Source organism: Amycolatopsis sp. NPDC047767 (assembly GCF_040704195.1).
Classification (GTDB): Bacteria; Actinomycetota; Actinomycetes; order Mycobacteriales; family Pseudonocardiaceae; genus Amycolatopsis.
The window spans coordinates 1-22,903 of record NZ_JBEYSJ010000026.1 but is presented as its reverse complement, the minus strand read 5'-3'; the positions used below and the strand labels follow the sequence as shown (position 1 = coordinate 22,903).

Here is a 22,903-nt window from a genome sequence, read left to right as displayed (position 1 = left end):
GCATGGGACGTCTCGTGCTCGCCGCCACCCCGCTGGGCGACCCGGGCGACGCTTCGGCGCGCCTGGTCTCCGCCCTGGCCTCGGCGGACGTCATCGCCGCCGAGGACACCCGCCGCCTGCGCTCACTGGCTTCTTCGCTGGGCGTCACCCCTTCCGGGCGCGTGGTGTCCTTCTACGAGGACGTGGAGACCGCGCGCCTGCCCGGGCTGCTGGACGCCCTGCGCTCCGGCTCGACCGTGCTGCTCGTGACCGACGCCGGCATGCCCTCGGTGTCGGACCCGGGCTTCCGCCTCGTCGCGGCCTGCGTCGCGGAAGACCTGCCGGTGACCTGCCTGCCGGGCCCCTCCGCGGTGACGACGGCGCTGGCTTTGTCCGGTTTGCCCTGCGACCGCTTCTGCTTCGAGGGCTTCGCGCCGCGCAAGCCGGGAGAGCGCGCGCGGTGGTTCGCCGCTTTGGCGTCGGAGCCGCGGACAGTCGTGTTCTTCGAGTCGCCGCACCGGCTGGGGTCCCTTTTATCGGACGCCGCCGCGGCCCTGGGCGCTTCCCGCCGGGCCGCCGTGTGCCGCGAACTGACGAAGACGTACGAAGAGGTCAAACGCGGCACTCTGGGCTCACTGGCCTCGTGGGCTGCGGATGGGGTGCGGGGTGAGATCACCGTGGTGCTGGAGGGGGCCGTGGCCGCCGCCGTGTCGGTTTCGGACCTGGTTTCGGAGGTCTCCGCCCGCGTGGCCGAGGGGGAGCGACTGAAGGCCGTGGCGGCTGAGGTGGCGGAGGCGGCGGGGGTGTCTAAAAAGGACCTTTATGACGCTGTGGTCGCTTCCCGGAAGTGATCTTGGGCGAGTTGACTGGTCCCGTCCTCCCGCCGTGAAGGGGATATTCGGTTGTCGGTCCTCGCTACGGTTTTCGTATGAGACCCGCCGCCCTGATCGCCTTCGCCGACGCCCCAGCGGACCTCGACTCGAGCACCCGGAACCGGCCATGTGGGACGACGACCTGAACCTGCGGTGGTAGCCGTGTTCTCCTTCCCGATGACCACCGCCGACCGCCGCCTGACCGAGCTGCGCGACATCCTCGCCCTGCTCCCCGGCGAAGATCTCGTCTGGAGCCTGTACGAGTTCTACGGCTTCGGCGGGGACCCGGAGGGCCTTGAGGGGAAAGCACTGGCGAGTCCGAGCGGCTACGTACTCACGTGGCCCCGGCTGGTCGAGTTCGCGCGTGGCATCCGCCAGACTGTCGACTGCACGCTCGTCGCTGTCGAACGCGCCGAGGACCTGGCCCCCGACTCACCCGAGCGGGGCGTCGGCGAGTTCGTGCTCGTCGGCCACGACTCCACCGTGTGGGAGCTGACGGGCGCGCGGTTCGGCCCGGCGCTCGAAGCGCGCTTCCGGGCCGAGTTCTGCCGACCGTCGTGAAGGAGTGGAGCTGTGGATGAGCCATCGCGGGTGGCCGCAGCGGAGCACGTGCTGGGCGTGCGGCTGCCGCGCAGCTACCTGGCCGCGTTGGCCGCCGGCCCGCTCCTGCGCCGCCGGTGTCCGACTCCCTTCCCGACGTCATGGGCCGAGGACCACTTCGAGATCGAGGCGTTGCTGGGCATCGGCGGCCCGGACGGCATCGACGGCGAGTTCGGCAGCGCGTACCTCATCGCGGAGTGGGACTACCCGGACGTCGGGGTCGTGATCGGGACGACGCCGTCAGGTGGCCACGACACCGTGATGCTCGACTACTCCGCCTCCGGCCCGGCCGGCGAGCCCGCCGTCGTGTACGTCGACGAAGACCGTGTGCCGCGGCGGGTGGCGGGTTCGTTCGCGGAGTTTCTCGGCAAGCTGGAGTGACGGGTGGACATCGACGAGATCGCGCGCGTTCTGCGGGGCCGGTACGGAAAGACGGACGTCGTCGGCCTCTCAGAGGCCGAGATCGAGGAGGTCAGGCGCGATCAGAACGTCGCCGAGCTGCCGGGGGAGTGGCGGAGCTTCCTGTCGCTCATGGGCCGCCGGGTCGTCGCTTCGCAGCCGGATCGCGCGTGCCGGTGACTTCGTTGTCGTCGGGATGCATCTGGAGTGCGAGTTCTACGTCATGGGAGGCCCGCACGCGGCCGGCTCGGAAGTCGTTGTGTACGTCAAAGGAGAAGAGGCGCCGTCATTTGGGTGGCCGTCCTTCACGGCGTTGCTGCAGTACGAGCTCTCCCTCCCTCTCCGCGTCGAGACCGAGCCCGAGCGGCCCTCAGCCTTCGCTCGGTGGCGGCGAAAAGGGCAGCTCTGATCGCCTTGGGTTGGTCGGGGATTGGACCCACGACGAATGAGTGAGCCAGCGGCGGCTGCGCCGGATCAGGTCCGGCTGGCTGTGTCCTGCACGAAGCTGCCCGCCGTGGAGATTTACGCCGTCGACGACGGTGCGGCCTTTCTCTCCGTGGCGATCGAGCGACGGTGCTTTTCTGCGAATGATTGAAGATCGTTAAGATTTTTCGCCTTTGGTGGCGAGGCTCGCCGAACGTGCAGACGTGTCGAATTGTGACGGTTGTCACCATGATGTGTATGTCCCGAATATCCGTATTGGGTGGCCAGGCTACTTGGCAGGTGTCCTTGTCGGTTACTTTCAGTAATAATGGTCGGTTTGCGTGGATGATGGCGGCGCGGGGGTCAACTTTGCGCTTGACCTGGTCGAACAAGGCTGATTCCGGGATTCCCGCCATGCTTGTCGGTGACTTCGAATGCGTGGCAAAGATTGATTGAAGACTCAACCATTGCTGCTGGCACGCTAAGCATGTTGCTCTCCCGGGGCGGCTGAAGATTGGTCTTGACCAGCGTGAGCGGTCGATGTGGGGGTTCAAAATAGGCGGCCGAACCTTCGGGCGGACATCCTTGGGGGACGGAAGCAGCCACTCGGTGATTCGAGAAAGAATGAAAATCAAGAGATCCAACTCGTCGTTGATCAATGTTTGGTAACAAGAGTTTTAACTTCATTTCTCGGTCTATCCCGATTCCGCCATTTGACCCAGTGACCATCAGTGAGGTCGGCAATGTCTGTTTGGTCTGGTTCGGGTGAGGTCGGCGTGAGTTAATCCGTTCGGCCGCTTTTCTCCGGCTCGATGATCGACAAGCCTTCTCCGGGGCGCCACCGGCGTTCGGTGGCTAACGAGGGGATTCTTGCGGTGTCTTTCAAGCTGCGCACGTCCATGCTGAGATCGAGACTCGGTGCTGTCTTCGTGGTGCTGGCCGTGGCGTTCGGGGTCTTCCCGGCCACGGCCTTTTTGCGTCCGGCGGCCGCTGACACCCTCGCGGCGGTTCCCGACACTGCAGCTGACACCTCAACCGCAGTACGGCTCGCCCAGCTGGGGCGCAAGGCGGTGCAGGTGACCGGTTCGACCACCGAGACCGCGGAAACCGTGGCGAACCCCGACGGAACCCTGACCACGACCAGCCACGTCAGGCCCGTGCGCGTCCGGAAGAACGGGTCCTGGGTCGCCCCGGACTCAACCCTCGTCGCCCAGCCGGGTGCGCTCGCGCCGCGGGCCGCGACCACGGATGTTCACCTCGCGCGGGCTCGCGCCGCGGAGACGGCGCCGCCCGACGGCCAGCCGCTGGTCGAGCTGACCAGGGATGGCACGAGCGTGGGCCTCGACTGGGTCGGTTCCCTTCCTGAGCCGACGATCGACGGCAGCACGGCGACCTATGCCGATGTCCTCCCCGGAGTAGATCTTCGGGTGGAAGTGGACGTCGACACGATCCACGAGGTGGTTGTCGTCAAGAACGCCGACGCCGCCAAGAATCCGGCGCTCGCGTCGCTCGAGTTCACCGTGCCGGTCGAAAACGGCTCGGTCACGAAGGACGCCGACGGCACCCTCCACGCCAAGGACCTTCAAGGAGCCGAGAAGTTCACCGCGCAGCCCGCGGTGATGTGGGACTCCTCAGGCGTCGGTGACGTCGACCTGGTGCGCGGTCCTGCTCCCGGCGGGCGGCAGGCAGGCGTGGCGGAAGATCTGGCCGGTTCGAAACTGACGCTCACCCCCGACCAGGCGCTGCTGGGTGGCGCGGACACCGCGTACCCGGTGTTCATCGACCCGACCTGGCACGACAACTTCTGCGGACCGTGCGTGCGCAACCACTACCTCGTGCAGTATGCCTGTGGCTCCGGGAAGACACCCGGAGACGCCGTCTGGGACTCCGACGACTCCCTCCGCGCCGGGTACGTCAACGACCCGCAGGCGACCTGCAGCGGCTCGCACCTGGTCACCGCACGCTCGTACGTCGAAATGAGCCTGGCTGGTATGGCAGGCAAGAAGATCTACGACGCGAAGCTCAACTTGTCCCTATCTCAACCAGGTTCCTGCTCAGCCTCGAACAACATCGTGTGGGCCGGGGCGATCCACTCCGGTCTGCGGTTCGGCAGCGGCCCGCAGTCGCTCCAGACGATCGCGAGCGTCGTCGGGTGCCCGACCAACGTGAGCTACAACATCACGTCCACGATCGCTTCGGCGGTTGGTGGAAACTCGCCGACCTGGACATTCGGCATCTTGTCGCCGAACGAAGGTGACCAGGCGACGTGGAAGCGCTACTCGACGCAGGTCGGATTCGCGATCACCTACAACTCCCAGCCGAACCAGCCCACCAACCTCGCTCTTTTCAACGGCAGTCAGGCTTTCCCCTGCGTCATGGGCGCAGACCGGCCGGTCGTCGGCCGCACCGGCACCGGGTACGTCGCGCGCGCGAACGTCTCTGACCCCGACGGCTACACGCTCTACGCCGGTTTCCGTGTCTACAAGGGACTGGTTTCGGCGTCGGACTACCACTGGGACGGCCAGGAGTTCGGTGTCGACAACGTGGTGAGCGACACGAACAAGAACAACCGCAACGCCGCGGTCACGCTTCCGCTCACGGAGATGAACGCCGACGGTTTCTACTCGTGGGATGTGCACTCGACGGACGGCAGGGAGACGTCGTGGGCCGTGCCCTGCGAGGTCGAGGTCGAGCTCAGTCCACCGGTCGCACCGACTGTTGCTTCGCAAACGTATCCTCGCGGCGGCTTCGGCGGCGGCCCCAGCCGGCCTGGGGACTTCACGTTCACCGTGGCCAACTCGCCGACGACGGTGGACCACTACGTCTGGCGCCTGGACAGCACCGCCTCGCCGCTGTGTGACGGCGTCGAGCCGGGAACCGTGAAGCCGGCAGCGTTCAACGGTCCCGGCACTGCGGCGATCACTCCCGGGATGTCCGGACCACACGTGCTGAGCGTCTGGTCGTGCAACCGGGCCCGTACGCCGTCGACGCGTTCTGACTACGCCTTCTCCGTGAAGGACGCAACCGCACCGGTTGCCTCGTGGCAACTCGAGGGCAACGGGACTTCTTCGGTCCCGGGTCTGCGCTACGCGGGCGCCGGTGCCCCGAACTTCGGCGCTGGACGCGTCGGACAGGCGGCGGCGCTCAGCGGGCAGTCCGGCGACCTCTTCGAAACCAGCGCCGGAGTGCTCGACACCAGCAAGTCGTTCTCCGTGTCTGCGTGGGCCAACGCCAGTGAGCTCGGCACGAGCACCCGGACCGTGGTCGCGCAGGAAGGCAGCCAGACCGACGGTTTCTCCTTGGAGTACCTCCCCAGCGGGCAGTGGGCGTTTGCGCTGAGCAGCGCCGACGCGTCGAGTCCCGCGGTCACAGTGGCAACGTCGTCGGCGACGCCGCAGACCGGCACCTGGACGCACTTGACCGGTGTGTATGACGCGTCGGCGCACACCGCGACGTTGTACGTGGGAGGCCAGGCCCAGCAGACCGTGAACGTTTCGGAACCGGCGTTCAGTGGAGCGTTCACCATCGGGACGGGGAAGAACGCCGGTGTTCGCACTGCTCCGTTCAAGGGTGCGGTAGACGAGGTGTCGGCCTTCGACCATGCCCTCAGCGCCGCCGAGGTTGGCACTTTGTACGGCAACAACGGCGTTCCCACGGGGCTGAACCCGGTCCGTGAGTATCAGCTGGACGGGAACACGGCGGACGCGACGGGAACCGATGGCCGCCTCACCACGACTGGAGCGCAGCCGTTCGGCGCCGGTTACAGCGACGCGGCCGGCCAGTCGGCCACCGAAGACGCGGTCGGCCAGACGACCGGCCAAGGGCTCGTGTTCCCGAATGCGGGTTCCGTCCAGACTTCGGGACCGGTGGTGGACACCTCCCAGAGCTTCACCGTCTCGGCGTGGGTGAAACCGGCGGACCTCGGTGATCACGCCCTGGTCGTCCAGGAGAGCACTCACGCCAACGGATTCGCGTTGACCATGTCCGCGGCTCATTGGGGAGCAGGCGTGGCCGCGGCGGATGCCGACGGCTCCGCGGCGAACATCCGCTGGGCGGTTTCGCCGACCGCGCCGAGCGCCGGTCTGTGGACCCACCTGACCGCCGTCTTCGACGCAGGAGCAGGCAAGGAGCTGCTCTACATCAACGGCCAGCTATCGGTGCAGACCGCGGTGCCCGCGGGGACGGTCATCCGGTCGGTGGGGCCGTTGTCGATCGGCAAAACCAACCCCGGCGGTCAGGTCGCCACCGCGTACGCGGGCGGGATCGACCAGGTAGAGGTGTGGGACCGTCCCCTGCAGGCTCCGGAGATCGCCGGGCTGGCGAACACGCCGGTGCTGCGAGCCGACTACCAGCTGGACGGCTCTGCTGAGGACGGCGTCACGGGAGCAACGGGAACGGTGTCCGGTGGCGCGAGCCTGACGACCGATGAAGATGGCGTCGACGTCGCCCGGTTCGGTCACAACACCGGCGGCCAGATCGAGGCTCCGCGACCGGTGAACCTGCGCAGTGATCGAAGCTTCACCGTCGAAGCGTGGGTGCGGCACACCTGGACGCAGGCCGACGCAGACGCGGAGAAGCTGGTCGATCCGACCGACACCGCGGGCATCGACCGACCTGGTCGCGCCGCGGTCGGGGTCAACTCGTCGGTGTTTTCGCCCTACCTGCTCGGCTACCGCGGGGTGAAGGACGCCTCAGGTGTCTGGCGTCCGCGCTGGAGCTGGCTCATGACCGAGCAGCGGGCGACTCCGGCCGACGGGGCCGCGTGGTACGCCCTTCCTGATGTGGACGCGCAGGACAACGTGTGGACGCACCTGACCGGTACATACGACGCCGTCTCGCACACAGCGTGCCTCTACGCCACGACGGATGCCTTCCAGTACCCGACGACGTGTACGTCCAATGTGGTCGGTTTCAACGGAGCCGACGACCTCGAAGACCTCTTCCTCGGTCGTGGTCGCTGGCAGGGCCAGGACTCCGACTACTGGTACGGCGACGTCCGCGGCGTGCGGATCTACACCGGCGTGCTGGACACCCAGCACATCAACGCCGACACGATCGTCGACCACCCGTAGCTCACTTCTCCTTCCGCTTCTGACGATTGGGCAGGTCATCCATGCGTGCTGGCAGAAGATGGGCCAGAGCAGGCAGGTTCACGCGAGCCACCGCGATCGCGCTCGTCGCTGTGGTCTTCTCCTCCGGCGGCACGGCGGTCGCGGCACCGCCCAGGCCCGGATCGGACTGGTCGGTACCGGCCGGCGAAAAGGTGGCGAGCACGCCGGTCACGCCGGCGAAACTCCGCAAGCTTCCGCCGATCAAGGTCGGGTCCGCTCCCGTCTTGAAGCCGGTCTGGCCGGCCGCGTCGGACACCGATGTCTCTTTGCCTTCGGTGGACTCGCTGCACGCGAAGCAGTTCACTGCGTCCGCGGCTCAGGCGCACGTGGGCAACACCCCGGTTCGGGTGGGGCGCAGCCGGCCCGACTCGGCACCGGTGTCGTTGCACGTCCACGTCGCGGATCAGAAGACCTCGAATGCCCTGGGGCTGGAAGGTGTCGTCCTCGCCGTGGGCGGAAACGCCGGCAAGGGCGACCCCGCACACGTCAGCTTTGACTACGGTTCGTTCGCGGGTGCGTTCGGTGGTGGCTGGGCCGACCGGCTGCGTCTGTACACGATGCCGGCTTGTGCGCTCACAACTCCGAACGATCCGGTCTGTCGCAAACGGACGCTGGTACCGGGATCCACCAACGACGCGGCGGCGAAACAGGTCACGGCGGACGTCCCGATGACGGCCAACGCATTCGCACAACCCCAGGTGCTCGCCGTCGCGGCGGCGTCGGAAGGGTCCGCGGGGGCACCCACGGCGCTGCCTCTGTCGCCCGCGGGCTCGTGGTCCAGCGGAGGTGCTTCCGGCGACTTCTCCTACACCTACTCGTTCCCCGCTGCGAACGCACCGGGAGGTGAGACCCCCAACCTCGCCCTCGCTTACTCGTCGGGCAGCATCGACGGATTGACTTCGGCGACGAACAACCAGACGTCGTGGGTCGGCGACGGCTGGGACTTCACGCCGGGCGGCTACGTCGAACGGCACTACCAGTCGTGCAGTGAAGACCTCGGCGGGAACAACGGCCAGACCAAGACCGGAGACGAGTGCTGGGGTGTCGACAACGCGACGCTGGTGCTCGGTGGGAAGTCGACCGAGCTGATCAAGGTCTCGGACACCTTGTGGCGTCCCAAGGAGGACGACGGTTCCAAGGTGGAGCTGCTGACCGGTGCCGCCAACGACGTGTCGCACGGTCAGTACTGGAAGGTGACCACGGGCGACGGCACCCAGTATTTCCTCGGCATGAACCACCTTCCCGGCTGGACGACCGGCAAGCCTGAGACGCATTCGGCCTGGACTGTCCCCGTTTTCGGCAACAACCCCGGTGAGGATTGCTACAAGGCCGACGATTTCGCCCACTCTTTCTGCAACCAGGCGTGGCGTTGGAACCTCGACTACATCGTCGATCCGCACGGCAACGTCAGCACGTTCTACTACCAACCGGAAACCAACTACTACGGGCTGAACCTCAACGCCACCAGCGCGGGAACCGCCTACACCGCCGGCGGCTACCCGCTGCGGGTCGAGTACGGCCTGCGGCTGGCGGACAACAGCGTGTACGGCAGTGATCCCACGCACCGCGTCGTGTTCGACACCGCGGAACGGTGCATCCCGACGTCGACCTTCGCTTGCGACCCGGCCCAGCTCACCAGGGAGAACGCGGGGCACTGGCCCGATGTGCCGTTCGATCAGATCTGCGCCGCCGGCAAGACCTGCGACTATGGCTCTCCGGCGTTCTTCACTCGCAAGCGGCTCGTCGCTGTGCACACGCAGTACTTCACGGGCACCACGCCGCACGACATCGACGAATGGGATCTGGCCCAGGACTTCCCCGGGTCGGGCGACGCCGCGCCACCCGCGCTTTGGCTGACTTCGATCACGCACACGGGCAAGAGCGGTCCCACCCCGATCACCCTGCCGCCGACGACGTTCGACCGGTACATCTTCGCGAACCGCGTCGACACGTTGAACGACAAGTACGCCGCGCTGACCCGAAGCCGGATCAAGGAGATCCGCACGGAGACGGGTGGGCGGATCACCGTCAACTACTCGGCGGAGGACTGTGTCCCCGGCCAGAAGATGCCGGCTTCGCCGGAGACGGACACCTATCGGTGCTACGCGTCCTACTGGAGCCCGCCCGAGGCCAAGGACCCGGTGCTCGACTATTTCAACAAGTTCGTGGTCACCGACGTCCGCGAAGAAGATGGCGTCGACCCGTCCGCGCAGCCGGTCGAGACCCACTACGACTACCCGGTCGACGGAGCGGCCTGGCACTACGACGAAGGGCAGTTCACGCCCGCTGCGCAGAAGACCTGGGGCGAATGGCGCGGCTACGACCGCGTGACCACCTCGATCGGTGCCGTCGGCAAGACACGAACCGTGAGTGAATCCGTTTACCTGCGTGGGATGGACGGTGACCACCTCACCAATGGCACGCGGCACGTCTCGGTGCCAGACTCCGACGGTGGCTCGATCGTCGACCAGGACCCGTTGCAGGGCTTCGTGCGGGAGAGCCGCAGCTACCTGGACGACGGCAAGACGATCGACTCCTCGTCGATCAACGACCCGTGGCTGCGGGGGCCGACGGCGACGAGCTCCGACGGCCTGCTCAAGGCGTATATGATCGACACCGGCACCGTTCGGGGCCGGAGCCTGCTCTCCGACGGCAAGACCTACCAGCGCACGCAGGTGAACAAGAAGTTCGACGACAACGGTCAGGTCGTCCAGCAGGAGGACCTCGGCGATCTCGCGAACGCTGCCGATGACACGTGCACGAAGACGACATACGTCGTGAACAACGCCGGCATGTTCGATCGTGCCGACGAGGTTTCGATGTTCGGCGGTACCTGCGCGGGCTCCGCGACGTCGGAGAACAACATCACCGACGTCCAGGTCATCTACGACCACGGCACCTTCGGCAGCGCGCCGACCAAGGGTGACATCACGGAGAACGACACGCTGGACTCGTGGGACGCGTCGGGCAAGCACTTCGTGCCGACCAGCAAGAACTCCTACGACGACTACGGTCGCGAGACGTCGGCGTTCGACGTGTTCGGCAAGGAGACCAAGACCGCGTTCACGCCCGCAGTGGGCGGGCCCGTGACGGCGACCACGATCACCAACCCGAAGGGCTGGACGTCGACGACCACTGTCGAGCCGGCGCGCGGAAACCCCACGTCGTCGGTCGACGCGAACAACATCCGCACCGATATCACCTACGACGCCCTCGGTCGCAAAACGGCGGTCTGGAACCCCGGCCAGTCGACGACTTCGTCTCCGACGGCGAAGTTCGAGTACACCGAGAGCAACACCGCGCCGACGACGGTGCACACGAAAACCTTGCAGGCCAACAGCACCTACAGCGATTCGTACGCGATCTACGACGGCCTCGGGCGTGCTCGGCAGACCCAGGTGCCCGCCGAGGGCGGCGGCCGGATCATCACGGACACGATGTACGACTCGAGGGGGTTGCCGTTCAAGACGAACGGTGCCTACTTCGACGGCACTTCTGCGCCCTCGGGAAACCTCGTTTCCGTCGCGGACAACGTCGTCGTGAATCAGACGGTGAACGAGTACGACACCAGGGGAAGGCAGACCGCGTCGATCCTGATGTCGAAGGGCGTGGAGCAGTGGCGGACGACCACCATCTACGCAGGCGACCGGACGACGACCATTCCGCCGGCGGGTGGCTCGCCGGTCACGGTGGTGTCCGATGTGCAGGGGCAGCCGATCCAGCAGCTCCAGTACACCAGCGGGTACACGCCGGGTGGTGTGAACCCGGCTGACGTAACCAATTACACGTACAACGCGGCCGGTGCCATGACCGCGATGACCGACTCCTCTGGCAACAAGTGGACGATGAGCTACGACCTCCGGGGTCGCAAGATCGCGCAGACCGACCCCGATGCAGGGGCCGCGACGTTCGGCTACGACGCAGCCGGTCAGCTCACGTCCACAACGGACGCACGGGGAAAGAAGCTCTTCTACACCTATGACGAGCTGGGCCGGAAAACAGCTGAAACCCAGGACTCGCCGACCGGCCCGGTGCTGGCCACCTGGACTTACGACACCCTGACGCACGGTCTCGGTCAGCCCGTCGCCTCGACCCGGTTCGACGGCTCATCGGCGTACGTCAATCGCGTGGAGTCCTACGACGCGTTCGGGCGCCCGACCAAGACCGCGGTCGACATCCCGGCGAAGGAAGACGCGCTCGCCGGGACGTACGAGTTCTCCACTAAGTACGACGTGACCGGCGCGGTCACCGAGAACGTCAGCCCCAAGGCCGGCAACCTGCTGCAGGAGCACATCGAGCACACGTACACCGCTCTCGGCCGGCCGGCCACGACGTACACGCTCGACTCCAACGGCGCCCGGACGGACCTCGTCTCGGCGACGGGTTACACGCAGCTCAACGAAATGTCGACGCTGCAGCTCGACGGTCTCACATCGCCTTCCAACGTCGGCGTGACCCAGACCTACGACACGATCACCCGCCGCCCACAGACGACGACCGTCAGCCGTGAAGCTCAGGTCGGCAGCGAGCTCACGAAGCGCAGCTACACCTACGACCCCGCAGGCAACGTCCGGAAGATTTCGGACACCCCGGCGGCGGGCACTTCCGACATCCAGTGCTTCGACTACGACTACCTCCAGCGCCTGACGGACGCGTGGACGCCGTCCTCGGGCGACTGCGCCACGCAGAGGTCTTCGTCGACGCTGGCGGGCGCCGCGCCGTACTGGGACTCCTACACCTACGACAAGTCTGGCAACCGCCGCACGCAGGTTGAACATCAGGCCGCGGGCGACGTCACCACGACGTACAACTATCCCGACGCGGGCCCCGACGCCGTCGGTCCGCACGGCCTCCAGGCCACAGCGACGACGGGTCCGACCGGTACCTCGACCACGTCGTACACCTACGACGAGTCGGGTGCGACCAAGACCCGGGACGTCGGCGGTGACACCCAGACCTACACCTACGACTCCGAGGGCCACACAGCCACCGAAACCGACCCGGGCGGGCAGAGCAGCTACGTCTACGACGCCGACGGCAACCGCCTGATCTCCCACGACCCGACCGGGGCGACCCTCTCTATCGGTGACCTCGAGATCTTCCAGACCGCCGGCACCCACGCCACTTCGGCGATCCGCTTCTACGAGCACGGCGGCAGCCAGATCGCGGAGCGCGCGGGCTCGGCCGGGTTGAAGTGGATGCTCGGCGACCTGCAGGGAACCGGCGACCTGTCGGTTACCCAGGGGACTCTGCAGCCGACCAAGCGGTACACCGACCCGTTCGGGAACGCCCGCGCGGAAACCTCCACCTGGCCCGACAAGCACGGCTTCGTGGGTGGCTATCAGGACACGACGGGGCTGACACACCTCGGCGCCCGCGAGTACGACCCGACGACGGGGCGGTTCACGAAGACAGACCCGGAGCTGAATCCGGCGAGTCCGCAGTCCTTCAACGCATACTCGTACGCTAATAACTCACCGGTGACGATGTCGGACCCGGATGGGTTGGCGGCGTGCGTGGTGTTCGGTGGTGACGACGGGCGCTGGTGCTATTCGGACACACCGCAGGGAAAAACGTGCAACTGTGGGCAGCTTTATCACACTGAGGCTCAGCGTCAGGCTGCACAACAAGCGAAGCAGTCAGGTAAAGCGAAGCGAGACCAATATGTCGCGAGCCACAACGTCGACCTCGATGCGTATCACCAGGCTCAAGCCACGGCTAAGAAGTCCAAGTGGGATGTTTTCGTCGACGCCGCGGGGGAGCTCGTCAAAAGCCTTATCGGCTGGGACGACATCAAGGACTGCGTAACGCAGGGAGCGATCGGCGCTTGCGTCAGGACGATCATCAGCTTCATTCCGTGGGGCAAGATCCTCAAGACCGGCGAAATCGTCGAGGCCTTCTGGAAGGGCGCCCGCGCTCTGGTCACCTTCGGCCGCGAGGTTGAGAAGGCCGAAAAGGTCGTCGTCGACACCGAACGTGTCCTCGCCGACGCCGAGCGCGCTGGCGCGGACGCGGAGCAGATGGCCGTCGAGGCGCAGGAGTCCGCGGCACAGGCGAAGCAGGCGGCCGAGGAGGCGAAGGCTTCAGGTACGTCGGAGAGCAGCGCCGGTTCTGGCTCGAGCCACCCCGACTGCAACAGCTTCGTCGCCGGCACGCAGGTTCTCCTGGCCGACGGGACAACCAAGTCGATCGAGCAGGTTCACAACGGCGACGTCGTCCTCACGACGGACCCGGCGACTGGCGTACAGGAACGTCACACTGTGGTGGGCACCATCGTCCACGGTGACGAGGACGCCCGCACGCAGATCACTGTCGAGTCAGACGGCAAGTCGGGCACGGTCACAGCCACGGACTGGCACCTCTTCTGGGTTGAAGGCCGCGGCTGGACGGCCATCGGCGACCTGAAGCCCGGCGATCACCTACACTCGGCTGATGACCACGCGTCGACAATCGTCGCGGTTCGGCACTTCACCCAGAGTGCCTCCGTATACGACCTGACAGTCGACCGAATTCATGATTTTTTTGTGGCTGGTATATTTGGTTCTCTCCTCGTTCATAACTGCGGTGAAGACTACATTGCGCCTGAAGGGAAATTTGTTTCTAAGGAAGCGAGGATTGCGAAGTCTTTAGATCGCAGTGTTCGTGAGGTGAAGGATGCTATTCACGCGGTTAAGCGACAGGGAAAGCTTGGAGGAGCGCGAAGTAATCCGGATATTATGGTAGACGTCAATACGGGAGAGGTTCACACGAAGCTGCCCTGTGGGTGTCCAAGTGAGGACTCTATTGGGAATATTCATGACTATTTGCCGGATCCCGAAGACTATGGCGGCCGTGGCGCAAATCGGGGTCGTCGGCCTTAGTGCTCAGGAGTGTTTTGATGTGTGACGACGAAGAATGGGCGAGAGTATCGCTGAGGGTTTCCCTTGAGTCGATCTCACTGCTCGAAGTCGAAGAGAAATTGGGTCTTCGATCGAGTGTCGTGGAGGAGGCGCGCGTCGGCGCGAACTGGTGGGTGAGGGATATGTACGAGTCTGGCGACGAGTCCCTGAGTAGCCAGCTTGATTTGGTTTCCCAGGTCATCAGTGAGCGGGCTGATCGCCTGGCAAATTTACCCGACGCCGCGGACATAAATATTATGATCAGCTGGACGCCCAGGCGAGGCCAAGACAGCGTCGGCTTCGATGCTGATTTTGTTTCCTTGCTCGCATCGGTAGGTGGAAGACTGATATTGGATATGCATACTGATGATTGCGATTGTGAGTAGGGAGCCGTGATTGAATATTTGGTGTGCGGCAAAATCTAGTACTGTGCAACACTAAGTAAGCAGTAGAGAGATGGCGATGTGGGCCTTCGCGGCGTCAGGTTCCTCGCCCGTGATGATGTCCGTGTAGATGAACGACTCGCCCAGGCGGACGAGGACGTAGGCGAGGTCCGGTGCTGGCAAAGGTGACGCCAGGCGCCCTGCGGTGATCTCGGTTGTCAGGAGGTCCGTCAGTTGGGCGATGGTGCGCGACTGGACGACGCTGGCCTTCGTCGTCAGCAACCGCAGTGCCCGCTCGGGTTCGCGTTGCAGGAAGGTACGAAAGGCGACCGAGCCGTTCACCAGGGAGACGAAAGCTCCGATCGCGTCTGCCACGCCGGCGGCGCCACGGCCGGTGAAGGACACGTTGTCGAATACCAGGGAAGTTTCCGACCACAGGATTTCGCCCAGGAGGTGGTCGCGGCTGCCGAGCCAGCGGTGGAGGGTGGCGCGCGAGACGCCCAGTTCCGTGGCCAGCTCGCGCATGTCCACGCGGCGGCCGGCCAGGAACCAGGCGCGGGCCAGGGCGAACGCGGTGGCGGGGTCTGGACGTGAGGCGAACGTCGGGACCGAGTTCGAGGTCGTCGCGCGGGTCGGGTGGGGGTCAGAAGGCGTGTCGATGTGTGAGACGTTACCACGGAGTGTCGCATCGGTGAGACATCTGGCAAAGTGTCTCGCCAAGAGACCGCGAACGAAGAGGTGGCGAAACCAAGATGCGTGCTGTGCAGGTGACCGAGTTCGGTGGGCCCGAGGTGCTCAACCTCGTCGAGCTGCCGGAGCCCGAGGCCGGGGCCGACGAGATCCTGATCGACGTGGACCGGATCGGGGTCAACTACGCGGATACGCATCAGGCGGAGAACTCGTACCTCGCGCCGAGCAAGTTGCCGCTGGTGCCCGGTGGTGAGGTGGTCGGGAAGACCGCCGCGGGTCAGCGCAAGGTCGCGCTCATCAACAGCGGCGGGTACGCGGAGAAGGCCGTCGCGAACAGCCTCATGGCGTTCGACGTGCCCGAGGGTGTCGATGATCTGCACGCCCTCTCGATGCTGGTGCAGGGGACGACGGCCTGGGTGCTGCTCAAGAAGAACGCGCACCTCGAAGCCGGCGAGTCCGTGGTGGTCCACGCGGCGGCCGGTGGGGTCGGGACGATCGCGGTGCAGCTCGCCAAGGCGTGGGGCGCCGGGCGAGTGATCGCGACGGCGAGCAGTGAAGAGAAGCGGAACCTCGCGACGGAACTCGGCGCCGACGCGACGGTCGACTCGAACGCCGAGAACATGACCGAAGCGCTCGTCGAGGCCAACGGTGGCAAGCGCATCGACGTCATCCTCGACATGGTGGGTGGCGCGACGACCGACCAGAGCATCGCGGCGCTGGCGCCGTTCGGGCGGTTGGCGTTCTACGGCATGGCGAGCCGGAAGCAGCCGAAGGCTCTTGAGCTCAGGAATCTGCTCGGGCACAGCACCACGGTCACCGGCATGTGGCTGCCGCACGTCTTCCGCCTGCCGGGCAACGTGTTCGGCACTGCCCTGAACGACCTCTTCGCCCTGATCCAGGACGGCAAGCTCCGCGCCATCGCCGGCGGCGAGTACGCGCTCCAGGACGCCCGGAAAGCCCACGAAGCCCTGCGTTCCCGTGGCACAGTCGGCAAGCTGCTGCTCGACCCTCGCAAGTAGCGAGACAACGCTCGGCCGGGAAACCTACCCCGGTCGGGCGGGTCAGCACGAGCGATCGGGTCGCCGCGAAGCCGACAAGGCGAAAGGCGGCGCGAAGGCTGAGCTGAACCGCAGGCGTCCGTGTGGCGCGAAGGCTGAGCTGAACCGCAGGCGTCCATGCGGCGCAAAAGCTGACCTAAACAGGTGTGGCCAGGAGTGTCTCCAGAGGGGCGGCCTTGTGGAGACACTCCTGCCACTCCGCTGCGCTGTCCGAATCCGCCGTGATGCCGCCGCCGACGCCCAGGGCGATCCGGCCCGAGGAGATCTCGAAGGTGCGGATCGCGACGTTCAGCTCCAGGCCCGCCACCGGCGACAACAACCCGACCGCGCCCGTGTAAACGCCGCGCGGCACCGGTTCCAGGGTGGCGATCTCCGACAACGCCCGGATCTTCGGCGCCCCCGTGACCGAGCCTGGGGGGAAAGTCGCGGCCAGCAACGCAGAGTCCGAAACGCCGGATGGCAACACGCCCTCCACCGTGGACGCCAGGTGCCACACCCCCGGCGCCGGTGACACGGTCAGCAAGGACGGCACCACCACGCTCCCGACCGCGCACACCCGCCCCAGGTCGTTGCGTACGAGGTCGGTGATCATCACGTTCTCGGCGACGTCCTTGGCTGATTGCCGCAGCAGCAGAGCATTCCCGTCGTCAGCAGGGCCCCGGCGCGGCAGAGTCCCCTTGATCGGCACCGAAGAAACCCGGCGACCCCGGCGCGACAAAAACAGTTCCGGCGACAGCGAAACCACGGAACCCCAAGCACCGCCAACAAAAGCAGCCCTCGTCGGCGACAACCGCCGCACGCCCTCCGAGAACAGTGCCGCGGCGGAACCCGAAAAAGACCCCGTGAACCGCGTGCAGATGTTCGCCTGAAAAAGCTCGCCCGCCTCAATCGCGGCAACGCACGACTTCACCGCCTGCTCGTGCGAAGCAACAGAAGGGCGCTCCAACACCGAAGCCGTCCACGTCAACGAAGAATAAGAGGACAGCGCCTCCTCCACAGTGGACAACAGTGGCCTCGGGTCATCCGCCAGTGACTCGAACCAGCAGTCACCCAAAGAATCCCACCGCAGCACGTGATCGGCCCACCCCCAAGCGGACCGAGGCACCCCGGAAGAACGCCCAGAGGGATCAGCCGAGTCGTACGACAGATACCCGAACCACCCGCCTCCGACGCACTCCTCAGGTGCGTCAAACGAGAAACCAGAAGGAAACGGCCCAGCGGACACCGACACAAACGGCGCCACCACCGCCGACGACCCGAACCACGACCCGCACAGCGCCGCCGGCCCTGGCCGCCCCTGCGCCGCAGCGAAAGCCGACAGCAACACCACGGCCCGTGAAGGTGTCACGTCCGTCGAAAGCCGCTGCCGCCAGAACCGCATGCGCACATCTTGCCAAGTGGCCCCGACAAGAAAATCAGAGCAGCACGTCCGACATAGTGAACGGATAGACCACCGCGTCCTGCGCGACCGGTCCCGCCACGCCCGGCAGCCTGGAGAACGCGTGCTGGTGCAGCCCGAGCCGCGCGTGGAACCAGCCGGGCCGGCCGGGAATGCCGTTGTGCCGCACCAGCCACAGCACCACGTCGGGGTCGGCCCAGCGGTCGGGGTGCAGGCGATGGGCCCAGCAGTCGTGCCCGGCGTACACGAGCACTCGCCGGATCCGGGCCGCGTGCCGCACGTGCTTGATCCACGCCTTTACGAACCGGTCGTCGACGCTGACCGCGTCCACTTCCAGCGCGGGGGCCAGCGAGCCGGGCGCAAAAGCCCCGAGCTTGCTGGCCGTCCGCACGAAGTGCTCGGCCTGGTCGTGCACGGCGCCCGGCCGCGCGAAGTGCCGGGCGCCGGTGTGCAGGCCCGCGTGCTGAGCCGACGTGAGCATCCGTTCCGCGCCGGGGTCGCGCCAGTTCACGTTCTCGCTGATCGTCACCGACGCGAAGCGGACGTCGGCGGCACGCACCGCCGTCCAGTCGAGCACCTGCTCGCGATGGGTGAGCGTGAGCCCACGCTCGCTCTCCGGTTCGGTCACGCCAGCCCCACGTCCGGTGAAGTGAAAGGCCACCCTACGTCGGCAAACGAGCGGCGGCACAAATCGAACCCCGGCGTGTCCGACGTCCGATCAGGCGTTTTCCCGCTGGAACGTGCGCGTGCCCCACCAGATCGCGAGCGCGGCCATCACGAGCACCACCACGCTGCCGGTGAACAACGCGTCCATGGAGTAGTCGCCGCGGAAGCTGTTGCGCTCCACGTCCACCACATGCCGGAACGGATTGATCTGCGAAATCGTGTACAGCCATTTCGGCGCCAGCCCGGCCGTGATCGGGATGAGGATCCCGGACAGCAGGAGCAGCGGCATGAGCACCGCGTTGAGCAGCGCGGGGAACGACTCCTCGCTCTTCAACGTGAGCGCCAGCGCGTATGAACACGAAGCCAGCGTCAGCGCCAGCAGGAACACGATCAGCAGGCTCAGCAGCACCCCGCCGACCGGCGCATTCAGGTCGAACACCAGGTACGCGAGCACGATGATCAGCACCGACTGCACCACCGCCTGCAACGCGTTGGCCAGCACCTTCCCGAGCAGCAGCGCCGCGCGGCTCACCGGTGTGACGCGCAGCCGTTCGACCACGCCGGAGCGGTAGTCGGCGAGCAGCGAGAACCCGACGAACGAGCTGCCGAACAGCGCCAGCTGCGCGATGAGCGCGGGGGTGAGCACCATCCAGCCGTCGACGTCGGACAGGCCCTGCGCGTTAAGCGTCTTCACCAGCAGGGGCCCGAAGAAGAACAGGTACAGCAGCGGCTGCATGATCCCGATCAGCAGCCACGCGGGATTGCGCAGCGCCGCCGTCATGTCGCGGCGGAAGATCAGCCAGACGTCAAGCAACACCGGACACCTCCGGGGAACTCGGCTGCTCGGCGTCACGTAGGGTGCGGCCGGTCAGGGTGAGGAACACGTCGTCGAGCGTCGGGCGCGTGACCTGCATGGACTCCATCACGATGCCCTTCGCGTCGAGCGCGCGCAGCAGCTCCGGCATGGCCGTGTCGCCGCGCGGCACGCGGAAGCGGATCGACCCGCCGGCCACGTCGAACTCGTGCGCGCCCGTGAGCTGGCGGGCGACATCCGCCGCGTCCGTGGCCACCGACGGGTCGACGCGGATCACCACGCCGTCGCCGGAAACCCGGGACTTCAGCGAATCGGGCGTGCCCTCGGCGACAATTCGGCCGTCGTCGATCACGATCAGCCGGTCGGCCAGCGCGTCGGCCTCGTCGAGGTAGTGCGTGGTCAGGAAGATCGTCACGCCGTGCTCCGCGCGCAGCCGCCGGATGTGGTCCCACAGGTTCGCGCGGCTCTGCGGGTCGAGCCCGGTCGAGGGCTCGTCGAGGAACACCAGACCCGGGTTGTGCACGAGCCCGAGCACGATGTCGAGCCGCCGTCGCTGACCCCCGGACAGCGTTTTCGTGAGCCGCTGGTCCAGCCCCGCGAGGTCGAGCTGCTCGCTCAGCACCGCGCCGCGCGCGATCGCGTCGGCCTTGGACATGCCGTAGAGCCGGCCCTGTAGCTCGATCTCCTCGGCGACGCGCACCTCCGGCGACGCGCCCCCGCCCTGCGCGACGTAGCCGATGTTGCGCCGGACCCCCAGCGGATCGGCGAGCAGGTCGTGCCCGCCGACGGTCGCCGTCCCGGCCGACGGCTTCAGCAGCGTGGTGAGCATGCGCAGGGTCGTCGTCTTGCCCGCCCCGTTCGGGCCCAGGAACCCCACCAGCTCGCCGGCCTCCACATCGAGGTCGACCCCCTTGACGGCGTGGACTTCACCCCCGCCCCGGCCCTTGCGGCGGAACCGCCGCTCGAGGCCGCGTGCCGTGATCATGAAGAACCCCTCTCCTCCCAGAGATCAACTAGTCAAAGTTGACTAATCGACGAGCACACTGTGCCCGAGCCGGTTGCGCTAGTCAAAGTTGATTACTCGGCGGGTTGCGGAACAACGGTTCGGCGTCGTCGGCCATCACGTACTCGCCCTTCTCGAGGCGTTCGATCAGCTGCTCCAGCCACGTGTGGCTCGCGCCCGAGATGCCGGCCCACAGCCGGAACAGCTCCACGACGTGCGGCGGCTGGCCCCAATCGGCCTGATCGTCGAGCATCAGCCGCGCCCGCCGCTCCTCGCCTTCGAGGTGCACGAGCCGCTGCCGCAGCAGGCTGATCGCGTGCTGGCGGGGCAGCGCGGGCATGAGCCCGATGCCCGCCGACATCTCCGGATGACCCACCTCGGGGTCGGACAACGCCCGGGTCAGCAGCAGCTGGAACTCCTGCTCGCCGTCGTCGGTCAGCCGGTAGGCGACGCGGTCGGGCCCCGAGTCGCCGGGCTCGACGTCCACCTTCTCCAGCAGGTTCTCGGCCGTCATCTTCTTCAGCGCGTGGTAGATCGAGCCCGGCTGGACGTTCGCCCACTTCTCCGCCGACCACGTGAGCAGCTCCCGGCGCACCTGGTAGCCGTGCGCCCGGCCGAACATGCGCACCACGCCGAGCACGAGCAGACGCGTCGCCGACACCGCGTTCTCCCTTCGCGTACCGCCCAACAATGCCTTGGACGGTTTCCGTAGGCTAAACAGGTATGAGCACCTCTGTGTTGACAGCGGTGGCCTGGCCCTACGCCAACGGCCCCCGCCACATCGGCCACGTATCCGGATTCGGCGTCCCGTCCGACGTCTTCTCCCGCTACCAGCGAATGGCCGGCAACCGGGTGCTCATGGTGTCCGGTACCGACGAACACGGCACGCCGATCACCGTCCAGGCCGACAACGAGGGCCTCACCCCGCAGCAGACCGCCGACAAGTACACCCGCCAGATCGACGAGGACCTGCGCGGCCTCGGCCTGTCCTACGACCTGTTCACCCGCACCTCCACCGGCAACCACGCCGAGGTCACGCAGCAGATCTTCCTCGCGCTCAACCGCAACGGCTACGTGGTCCCCAAGACCACGCGCGGCGCGATCAGCCCGTCGACCGGGCGCACGCTGCCCGACCGCTACGTCGAGGGCACCTGCCCGATCTGCGGTTACGAGTTCGCGCGCGGCGACCAGTGCGACAACTGCGGCAACCAGCTCGACGCCGCCGAGCTCATCAACCCGCACTCGCGCATCAACGGCGAGACGCCGAAGTTCGTGGAGACCGAGCACTACTTCCTCGACCTGCCTGCGTTCACCAAGACGCTCGGCGACTGGCTGTCGACGAAGAACGACTGGCGCCCGAACGTCCTCAACTTCACCAAGAACCTCATCGACGACATGCGCCCGCGCCCGATCACGCGCGACCTCGACTGGGGCGTGAAGATCCCGCTCGACGGCTGGCGCGACCAGTCGATGAAGCGCTTCTACGTGTGGTTCGACGCGGTGATCGGCTACTTCTCCGCCAGCGTCGAGTGGGCCCGCCGCTCCGGCAACCCCGACGCGTGGCAGGAGTGGTGGAACAACGCCGACGCGCGCTCCTATTACTTCATGGGCAAGGACAACATCACCTTCCACGCCCAGATCTGGCCGGCGCTGCTGCTCGGCCACAACGGCGAGGGCGACCACGGCGGCCAGCCGGGTAAGTACGGCAAGCTGCACCTGCCCGACGAGATCGTGTCCAGCGAGTTCCTCACCATGAGCGGCTCGAAGTTCTCCACCTCGCGCGGCACCGTCATCTACGTGCACGACTTCCTGCGCGAATTCGGCCCCGACGCGCTGCGCTACTTCATCTCCGTGGCGGGCCCGGAGACGCAGGACACCGACTTCACGTGGGACGAGTTCGTCCGCCGCACGAACTTCGAGCTGGCCAACGAGTGGGGCAACCTCGTGAACCGCTCGATCTCGATGGCGCACAAGAACGTCGGCGCGATCCCGCGTCCGGACGCCCCCACGGCGGCCGACGAGGAGCTGAAGACGCTGTCGCGCAAGGCGTTCGACGTCGCCGGTGCCCACCTGGCCCGCTCGCGCTTCAAGGCGGCGGCGTCCGAGGCCATGCGCGTGGTCACGGCGGCGAACCGGTACCTGTCGGACCAGGAGCCGTGGAAGCTCAAGGACGACCCCGCGCGCCGTGACAGCGTGCTGCACACGGCGTTGCAGGTGGTCAGCGACGCGAACACGCTGCTCACGCCGTTCCTGCCGCACTCGGCGCAGAAGGTGCACGAGGCGCTGGGCGGCACGGGCGTGTGGGCCGCGCAGCCGGAGCTGCAGGAGGTCGAGGACCTCGACATCCCGGGCCGGATCAACCCGATCCTGACCGGCGACTACGCGGGCGAGCAGGCCAAGTGGGAGTCGCAGCCGATCGAGGTCGGCCGTCCGCTGCAGAAGCCGACGCCGCTGTTCACCAAGCTCGACCCGGGCCTCGGCGAGACCGGCCCCGACTGGGCGCCGATCGTCAAGTGACCCCCATGCGGCGTTCGGTGCGCCGGCCGCACCGAACGCCGCATGGGGTGCGTTGAGCGCACCGAACGCCACATTGAGGTTTTCTCAGTAGGGCGAGGTGGGGGTGCGTGT

At 66.6% G+C, this 22,903-nt stretch carries 16 protein-coding genes; 9 read left to right on the top strand and 7 right to left on the bottom strand.

Going from position 1 to position 22,903, the window contains the following annotated elements; genetic code table 11:
• Positions 1-2 precede the first annotated feature (2 nt).
• The 5 genes from rsmI to AB0878_RS34965 all read left to right on the top strand — a co-directional run bounded on the left by rsmI (position 3) and on the right by AB0878_RS34965 (position 7,345).
• On the top strand, positions 3-830 hold the full coding sequence (rsmI, locus tag AB0878_RS34985; RefSeq protein WP_366584621.1) for a 16S rRNA (cytidine(1402)-2'-O)-methyltransferase: 828 nt from the start codon (positions 3-5) through the stop codon (positions 828-830).
• A gap of 198 nt (positions 831-1,028) precedes the next feature.
• On the top strand, positions 1,029-1,412 hold the full coding sequence (locus AB0878_RS34980; RefSeq protein ID WP_366584619.1) for a hypothetical protein: 384 nt from the start codon (positions 1,029-1,031) through the stop codon (positions 1,410-1,412).
• Between the two features lie 12 nt (positions 1,413-1,424).
• Positions 1,425-1,832 carry an SMI1/KNR4 family protein gene (locus tag AB0878_RS34975; RefSeq protein WP_366584617.1) on the top strand — a complete coding sequence of 136 codons (408 nt, stop codon included), beginning with the start codon at positions 1,425-1,427 and terminating at the stop codon, positions 1,830-1,832.
• Positions 1,833-1,835: 3 nt separating this feature from the next.
• The gene (locus AB0878_RS34970; RefSeq protein WP_366584615.1) at positions 1,836-2,030 is read left to right on the top strand and encodes a hypothetical protein; all 195 of its coding nucleotides are present in this window, start codon (positions 1,836-1,838) and stop codon (positions 2,028-2,030) included.
• 1,142 nt (positions 2,031-3,172) lie between these two features.
• Positions 3,173-7,345 carry a LamG domain-containing protein gene (locus tag AB0878_RS34965; protein ID WP_366584613.1) on the top strand — a complete coding sequence of 1,391 codons (4,173 nt, stop codon included), beginning with the start codon at positions 3,173-3,175 and terminating at the stop codon, positions 7,343-7,345.
• Between the two features lies 1 nt (position 7,346).
• Here AB0878_RS34965 and AB0878_RS34960 read toward each other — a convergent pair whose 3' ends face one another.
• Positions 7,347-7,640: a hypothetical protein gene (locus tag AB0878_RS34960; RefSeq protein ID WP_366584611.1), complete on the bottom strand. Its 294-nt coding sequence runs from the start codon at positions 7,638-7,640 to the stop codon at positions 7,347-7,349.
• A 19-nt stretch (positions 7,641-7,659) separates the two neighbouring features.
• On the opposite strand from AB0878_RS34960, the gene AB0878_RS34955 reads away from it, so the two are divergent.
• Positions 7,660-14,244 (top strand): RHS repeat-associated core domain-containing protein, encoded by a 6,585-nt coding sequence (locus AB0878_RS34955; RefSeq protein ID WP_366584609.1) that lies wholly within the window; start codon positions 7,660-7,662, stop codon positions 14,242-14,244.
• A 17-nt stretch (positions 14,245-14,261) separates the two neighbouring features.
• Positions 14,262-14,648, top strand: coding sequence for a hypothetical protein (locus tag AB0878_RS34950; protein WP_366584607.1), 387 nt, complete (start codon positions 14,262-14,264; stop codon positions 14,646-14,648).
• A gap of 51 nt (positions 14,649-14,699) precedes the next feature.
• Here the strand turns inward: AB0878_RS34950 and AB0878_RS34945 are convergent, their stop codons facing one another.
• Entirely contained in the window at positions 14,700-15,170 is a 471-nt protein-coding gene (locus tag AB0878_RS34945; RefSeq protein WP_366584826.1) for a QsdR family transcriptional regulator, read from the bottom strand.
• 227 nt (positions 15,171-15,397) lie between these two features.
• Between AB0878_RS34945 and AB0878_RS34940 the strand changes: the two genes are divergently transcribed.
• The gene (locus AB0878_RS34940) at positions 15,398-16,354 is read left to right on the top strand and encodes a zinc-binding dehydrogenase (RefSeq protein WP_366584605.1); all 957 of its coding nucleotides are present in this window, start codon (positions 15,398-15,400) and stop codon (positions 16,352-16,354) included.
• 175 nt (positions 16,355-16,529) lie between these two features.
• Here AB0878_RS34940 and AB0878_RS34935 read toward each other — a convergent pair whose 3' ends face one another.
• The 5 genes from AB0878_RS34935 to AB0878_RS34915 form a co-directional block, all read right to left on the bottom strand.
• The gene (locus AB0878_RS34935; RefSeq protein ID WP_366584603.1) at positions 16,530-17,774 is read right to left on the bottom strand and encodes an aminodeoxychorismate synthase component I; all 1,245 of its coding nucleotides are present in this window, start codon (positions 17,772-17,774) and stop codon (positions 16,530-16,532) included.
• A gap of 34 nt (positions 17,775-17,808) precedes the next feature.
• The gene (locus AB0878_RS34930; RefSeq protein ID WP_366584601.1) at positions 17,809-18,420 is read right to left on the bottom strand and encodes a GH25 family lysozyme; all 612 of its coding nucleotides are present in this window, start codon (positions 18,418-18,420) and stop codon (positions 17,809-17,811) included.
• 90 nt (positions 18,421-18,510) lie between these two features.
• Positions 18,511-19,275: an ABC transporter permease gene (locus AB0878_RS34925; RefSeq protein WP_366584599.1), complete on the bottom strand. Its 765-nt coding sequence runs from the start codon at positions 19,273-19,275 to the stop codon at positions 18,511-18,513.
• Positions 19,265-20,257, bottom strand: a complete 993-nt coding sequence (locus AB0878_RS34920) for an ATP-binding cassette domain-containing protein (RefSeq protein ID WP_366584597.1) — start codon at positions 20,255-20,257, stop codon at positions 19,265-19,267. Before AB0878_RS34920 ends, AB0878_RS34925 begins: the two co-directional genes overlap by 11 nt.
• 82 nt (positions 20,258-20,339) lie before the next feature.
• Complete coding sequence (locus AB0878_RS34915; protein ID WP_366584595.1) at positions 20,340-20,936, bottom strand: helix-turn-helix transcriptional regulator; 597 nt, start codon at positions 20,934-20,936, stop codon at positions 20,340-20,342.
• Between the two features lie 62 nt (positions 20,937-20,998).
• Between AB0878_RS34915 and metG the strand changes: the two genes are divergently transcribed.
• On the top strand, positions 20,999-22,792 hold the full coding sequence (gene metG, locus AB0878_RS34910; RefSeq protein WP_364049188.1) for a methionine--tRNA ligase: 1,794 nt from the start codon (positions 20,999-21,001) through the stop codon (positions 22,790-22,792).
• Positions 22,793-22,903: the final 111 nt, after the last annotated feature.

Excerpts from the sequence above, each read along its gene's own strand:
- AB0878_RS34945 (WP_366584826.1), bottom strand. The coding sequence starts at position 15,170 with ATGCGCGAGCTGGCCACGGAACTGGGCGTCTCGCGCGCCACCCTCCAC.
- rsmI (WP_366584621.1), top strand. The coding sequence starts at position 3 with ATGGGACGTCTCGTGCTCGCCGCCACCCCGCTGGGCGACCCGGGCGAC.
- AB0878_RS34980 (WP_366584619.1), top strand. The coding sequence starts at position 1,029 with ATGACCACCGCCGACCGCCGCCTGACCGAGCTGCGCGACATCCTCGCC.
- AB0878_RS34965 (WP_366584613.1), top strand. The coding sequence starts at position 3,173 with ATGCTGAGATCGAGACTCGGTGCTGTCTTCGTGGTGCTGGCCGTGGCG.
- metG (WP_364049188.1), top strand. The coding sequence starts at position 20,999 with ATGAGCACCTCTGTGTTGACAGCGGTGGCCTGGCCCTACGCCAACGGC.
- AB0878_RS34940 (WP_366584605.1), top strand. The coding sequence starts at position 15,398 with ATGCGTGCTGTGCAGGTGACCGAGTTCGGTGGGCCCGAGGTGCTCAAC.
- AB0878_RS34920 (WP_366584597.1), bottom strand. The coding sequence starts at position 20,257 with ATGATCACGGCACGCGGCCTCGAGCGGCGGTTCCGCCGCAAGGGCCGG.
- AB0878_RS34950 (WP_366584607.1), top strand. The coding sequence starts at position 14,262 with ATGTGTGACGACGAAGAATGGGCGAGAGTATCGCTGAGGGTTTCCCTT.
- AB0878_RS34935 (WP_366584603.1), bottom strand. The coding sequence starts at position 17,774 with ATGCGGTTCTGGCGGCAGCGGCTTTCGACGGACGTGACACCTTCACGG.